Genomic DNA, 5408 nt, shown 5'->3' with positions numbered 1-5408 from the left:
TTAAATTGTTGAATGTTGCCGGTGCATACTGGAGAGGAGATGAAAACAACAAACAGCTTACCCGTATCTATGGAATTTCATTTCCAAAACAAAAAGAACTTACAGAATACCTCCACTTACTTGAAGAAGCCAAAAAAAGAGATCATAGAAAATTAGGAAAAGAACTTGAGCTCTTTACGTTTTCTCAAAAAGTTGGACAAGGACTTCCACTTTGGCTACCCAAAGGAGCTGCTTTGCGTGAAAGACTTGAAAATTTCTTAAAAGCTGCCCAAAAGAAAGCCGGCTATGAAATGGTAGTGACACCTCATATAGGTCAAAAAGAATTGTATGTCACTTCAGGACATTATGCTAAATATGGCGAAGACAGTTTTCAACCCATTCACACTCCACATGAAGGAGAAGAGTTTTTATTAAAACCCATGAACTGTCCACATCATTGTGAAATATATAATTCTAAACCATGGTCTTATAAAGACCTACCTAAACGCTTTGCCGAGTTTGGCACAGTATACCGTTACGAACAAAGCGGAGAGCTTCATGGACTGACAAGAGTTAGAGGATTTACACAAGATGACGCACATATTTTTTGCACGCCAGACCAATTGGATGAAGAATTCAAGAAAGTAATTGACCTGGTATTGTATGTTTTTAATTCTTTAGGTTTTGAAAACTTTACCACACAGGTGTCTTTAAGAGACCCCAACAAACCAGAAAAATACATTGGAAGTACCGAACTTTGGGAACAAGCTGAACAAGCTATTATAAGTGCGGTAAAGGATAAAGATTTGGATTTTGTTTTGGAAGAAGGTGAAGCTGCTTTTTATGGCCCAAAATTAGACTTTATGGTAAAAGACGCTCTTGGAAGAAGTTGGCAGCTTGGAACAATACAAGTAGATTATACCTTGCCGGAACGTTTTGACCTCACATATAAAGGTAGTGATAATGAATTGCACCGACCTGTGATGATTCATCGCGCTCCTTTTGGAAGCATGGAACGATTCATCGCTATTTTGCTTGAGCATACAGGTGGAAACTTCCCACTTTGGCTCATGCCCGAGCAAGTTAGTATCCTCTCTCTGAGTGAGAAATTTGAGAAATACAGTAAAAAAGTTTTAAATTTGCTAGAAAATAACGAAATTCGCGCCCTCGCAGATAACAGGAGTGAGACAATTGGCAAAAAAATTAGGGACGCAGAAACCGGGAAAGTCCCATACATGCTGATTGTAGGTGAGCAGGAAGAAGAGAACGAAACAGTATCTGTAAGAAAACATGGCGAAGGAGATCTAGGATCAATGAGCATCGCAGAGTTTATAAAACTAATAGAAAAAGACATTAATAAAAATAAAATAGAGTTTAACGTTTAACTAAAATTTTTAGCCATAGCAATAAGAAGAAAAAGAAGTAGAGGTGTTGGTCGAGTAATCAAAGAAGACCAGCATAACATTAATCGAAAAATTCGAGCTGAAGAAGTGCGCCTTGTAGGTGATAATGTTGAAGTTGGGGTGTACCCCACTAAAAAAGCATTAGCAATGGCGGAAGAACAAGGCCTTGACCTTGTAGAAATTTCGCCCAATGCAAACCCTCCCGTTTGTAAAATCATGGAATATTCAAAATACATCTATGAACAAAAGAAAAGGGAAAAGGCACTAAAAGCGAAAGCTTCAAAAGTTGTAATCAAAGAACTTCGATTTGGACCTCAAACAGATGATCACGATTATGAATTTAAGAAAAAGAACGCCGAAAAGTTCCTTAAAGATGGAGCAAAAGTAAAAGCCTTTGTGTTTTTTAAAGGCCGCTCTATCGTTTTTAAAGATCAAGGTGAAATTCTTTTATTGCGTCTTGCTCAGGATTTGGAAGAAGTGGCAAAAGTAGAACAACTTCCAAAATTGGAAGGCAAGAGAATGATTATGTTTCTCGCTCCCAAGAAAACAAAATAATACTGTTTTCCAAGTAGGTAAAACAAATTGATATGAAAATATAGTTAATAGAAGCAAATTCTATTAATAAAAGAAAGTGCGAAGTAAATAAACAAAAACTAGGAAAGATGCCTAAAATGAAAACAAATTCCAGTGCCAAAAAGCGTTTTAAGCTTACAGGTACGATTGAAGTAAAAACCTTTACCGGTTAAATCAATTTAATAACCCTGGAGATGGGCTACAAAAAAGACACAAAGTCTGAGTAAGTAATTTAAGTGGTGATATTCACCCGCCTGCTACAAAAAACAAATTTAATTATGCCAAGATCAGTAAATTCAGTCGCTTCAAGAGCCAGAAGAAAAAAGGTGATGAAGCAAGCCAAAGGATACTTTGGAAGACGTAAAAATGTTTGGACAGTTGCAAAAAATGCAGTTGAAAAAGCATTGGTATACGCTTACAGAGACCGCAGAGCAAAAAAGAGAAACTTCCGTTCATTGTGGATCACCCGTATCAATGCAGGTGCAAGACAGCACGGAATGTCTTATTCACAGTTTATGGGTAAAGTAAAAGCTAACAACATCGAATTGAACCGCAAGGTTCTGGCTGATTTAGCAATGAACCACCCTGAGGCTTTTGCTGCAATCGTAAACAAAGTAAAATAAGGGCTTTAGCCTAATTCAATAACTTTTTATTTCGCACAAAAAAGTCCTTCCGGTTTGGAAGGACTTTTTGTTTTTATACTCTTTTTTAAATTTAATTCAGTGCACTGCCAAATTCTTTCATAAATGAAAAATCAAAGTTATTGGTATTGACACTGTCCATCAATTTCATAATACTGGATGGGTTCATATCATCTCCGATTACTCTAAACAAAGCAAACCCTCTTTCTTCATCTGAAGCAAATATAATAAGTTCATCAATGGCATCATCTTCCCCGGTAAACTTCAAGGTTGCTCCTTGTTTATTTGATCCATACTTCATCAATGTTTCATAAGCTTCATTGTTTAAAATTGCTTGCACACGTTCTTTTTCAGATTCATATGCCGCTTTATTTAATTCATTTACTTCTAAAGCCAGCATATTTACTTTTTTTATACTTTTCACAGTTTTTAACTGTTCTTCGCTTAGTGTATTGTCTTCGGTTAAAATTAAACTGGAAGGCAAATCAAGGCTTATAAACGCGTTGTCATTTTGTTTTTCTACATAATACTTTTGTAAACTTGCATTATTGGAACAGGAACTCACAACAATAGCAGCTACAAAAACTGATAGGGTAATTACAAATGTTTTCATAGGGGCTTATTTATTGGTTTTTTTCTTGTCAATATCTTTTAACTGCTCGCTTCCGGGAACCTTAAGATCTGCAGTCAACTGCGAAATTTGTCGCAAATCAATATTTCCGGTTATACTCATGATAACAGCCTTACTGTCTGAACTTGTAGAGTCTTCCATAAACATAAACAGCTCACTAACATAGTTGTCATTTTTTCCTTCCTTAACATAAAAACGAATGTTTTGTCCATCATCATTTACGCGCATCAATTCAGAGAGTGAAGTGGTCGATTTCAAATAGTTTTCGACCGTTCGTTTCATATCTGAAGCCTTATCGCTATTACCCGTTGTAAATATTTTAATATCTTCAAGGTTTTCAACCATTTTCAAATAGCTTTGAGCTTCAGGGTCATCGCTGCTCAAATCAATTTTACTCATCAATTTAAACATGCTTTTTGTCACCACAAGTGATGATACATCATTTTGGTTTTCAAATTTGTCAAATATCCCTTGACTGAATATAGTTTGGGAAATTAATGTGACTGCCAGTATTGCAATTATTTTTTTCATTGTTTTTGGATTTTAAGTGTTATAGATTATTTAAAGATTTTATTAGCTGAATGCCCGAACTCGTTCAAAACTGAAAGTTTTTGAGCACTTTCATTAAACTGATAAGAGAAAAAGTTAAGTGCTTCTTTTGTCTTTTCAAAAGCTATTTCGGCTTCTCTTTGTTCTGCTTTTGAAATAGAATTGGAATTGGTTTGTATAAAAAAGGTGACTCCCAAAGCAACTACAAGTAAGGCGGCAATAGAATACCATTGTTTTAGTATTTTATGTACTCCCTGCTTTTCAGCTTGTAGTGATTTTAGTTTGGCATCAGACTTTTCTGCTTTTGCTTGAACAAATGACACAAACAATTCGCGGTAAGGTTCCAAATGAGGGGCTACCTCAGAATTTGAAAAATAGGCTTTTAACCTCTTTTCATCTTCAAGACTACTTTGTCCTTCAAAATAAGCCTCAAGTAATTGTTCAATTTTTTGTAAGTCCATAATTGTACTTTTTAATTAATTCTTCTCTTACCATTTTACGTGCCCTGGACAGGTTTACCCGTATGGCTGTTTCATTCATTTCCATAATTTCAGCAATTTCACTGTATTCATACTCCTCGACATCCCGTAATTGTAAAATTATACGTTGTTGTTCCGGCAACTGCTTCATGATTTCAAAAACCAAACCAACGCCGTCATTTGCTTCCACCTGGTCTTCAGTACGTGAATCATTGCTTTTATAATTATGATGCACAATGGTCAGATTTGTTACTTGTTTTGATTTCAATCTGTCTAAACAATAATTTTTGGTCATTGTCATTGCAAAGGCTTCGGGTTTTGAATAATTCTTTATCTTTTCTTTGCCATTCCACAACTTTAAAAACACTTCCTGTACAGCATCTTCAGCTTCATCATGTGAAATCAAAATACGTTTAGCCATTCTGTAAAGCTTATCTTTGATGGGCATCACAATATTTAAAAACTCGTGCTTTTGCATGCTTGGCTGGTGGTTTTTAGTGTCGTGTTCATAATGATGACGAATAACGTCTAATTTTGTTACAAAATAATTGCAAATTGCAATAATGTCACTATTTTTAAAGTTTGATAACAACTTGTACTCCAAAGTTTACCTTATGAAAAAGTGTGTTTTGATTTTTACCTTACTAATTTCTTCCATGAGTTTTCACTCGTGTTTTGAAGATTTTGATGATACCATTGGAAATGCCACAACACAGGAAATCCAGGATTTTGTTTATAAAGCTATGAATATTTGGTACCTCTATAAACCCGATGTTCCTGATTTGGCAAACAATCGTTTTGAAAGCCAAGCAGAATTAAATGAGTTTTTAGAGTCCTATTCAAGTCCTGAAGATCTTTTCAATGCAATTACAGCTCCTCAGGATCGATTTAGTTTTATTGTTGAAGATTACAGAGAGCTTGAAGCTTCATTGGCCGGAATTCTTTTAAGCAACGGGATGGAATACGGTCTTATTTTTTATCCGGGAAGTGAAACAAATGTATTTGGGTATATTCGGTATGTGATTCCTAACAGCGATGCAGCCCAAAAAGGTCTTCAACGTGGAATGGTTTTCAGCACAGTGAACGGAACTCAACTCACGAATGGTAACTTTCAATTATTGAGAGAGCTAACAAACTATGAAATCGGACTAGC

General features: G+C 35.5%; 7 protein-coding genes and 1 pseudogene. 4 read left to right on the top strand and 4 right to left on the bottom strand.

The genetic code is table 11. From position 1 onward, the window contains the following. From thrS to rplT, 3 genes are all read left to right on the top strand, one after another. On the top strand, positions 1–1364 hold a 1364-nt coding region (thrS, locus tag AACY61_RS08145; protein ID WP_339611073.1), incomplete at its 5' end, for a threonine--tRNA ligase. Positions 1365–1421: 57 nt separating this feature from the next. Then, a complete protein-coding gene (infC, locus tag AACY61_RS08140; RefSeq protein ID WP_339611075.1) occupies positions 1422–1937 on the top strand; it encodes a translation initiation factor IF-3 in 516 nt (171 codons plus the stop codon). A gap of 296 nt (positions 1938–2233) precedes the next feature. Beyond that, complete coding sequence (rplT, locus tag AACY61_RS08135; RefSeq protein ID WP_339611072.1) at positions 2234–2578, top strand: 50S ribosomal protein L20; 345 nt, start codon at positions 2234–2236, stop codon at positions 2576–2578. 91 nt (positions 2579–2669) lie between these two features. Here the strand turns inward: rplT and AACY61_RS08130 are convergent, their stop codons facing one another. The 4 genes from AACY61_RS08130 to AACY61_RS08115 are packed head-to-tail and all read right to left on the bottom strand — an operon-like array spanning position 2670 to position 4733. Next, a complete protein-coding gene (locus AACY61_RS08130; protein ID WP_339611071.1) occupies positions 2670–3209 on the bottom strand; it encodes a DUF4252 domain-containing protein in 540 nt (179 codons plus the stop codon). 6 nt (positions 3210–3215) lie between these two features. Next, the gene (locus AACY61_RS08125; protein WP_339611070.1) at positions 3216–3758 is read right to left on the bottom strand and encodes a DUF4252 domain-containing protein; all 543 of its coding nucleotides are present in this window, start codon (positions 3756–3758) and stop codon (positions 3216–3218) included. 26 nt (positions 3759–3784) lie between these two features. Continuing rightward, on the bottom strand, positions 3785–4237 hold the full coding sequence (locus AACY61_RS08120; protein ID WP_339611069.1) for a hypothetical protein: 453 nt from the start codon (positions 4235–4237) through the stop codon (positions 3785–3787). Then, a complete protein-coding gene (locus tag AACY61_RS08115) occupies positions 4218–4733 on the bottom strand; it encodes an RNA polymerase sigma factor (protein ID WP_339611074.1) in 516 nt (171 codons plus the stop codon). The genes AACY61_RS08120 and AACY61_RS08115 overlap by 20 nt, the downstream gene beginning before the upstream one ends. 136 nt (positions 4734–4869) lie before the next feature. Here AACY61_RS08115 and AACY61_RS08110 point away from each other — a divergent pair. Next, positions 4870–5408: pseudogene (locus tag AACY61_RS08110) on the top strand (peptidase S41); the annotation flags it as partial.

It is taken from the genome of uncultured Planktosalinus sp., from assembly GCF_963973675.1.
Lineage (GTDB): Bacteria > Bacteroidota > Bacteroidia > Flavobacteriales > Flavobacteriaceae > Planktosalinus.
The sequence above is the reverse complement of the archived record's forward strand: the minus strand, read 5'-3'. Positions and strand labels throughout refer to the sequence as shown.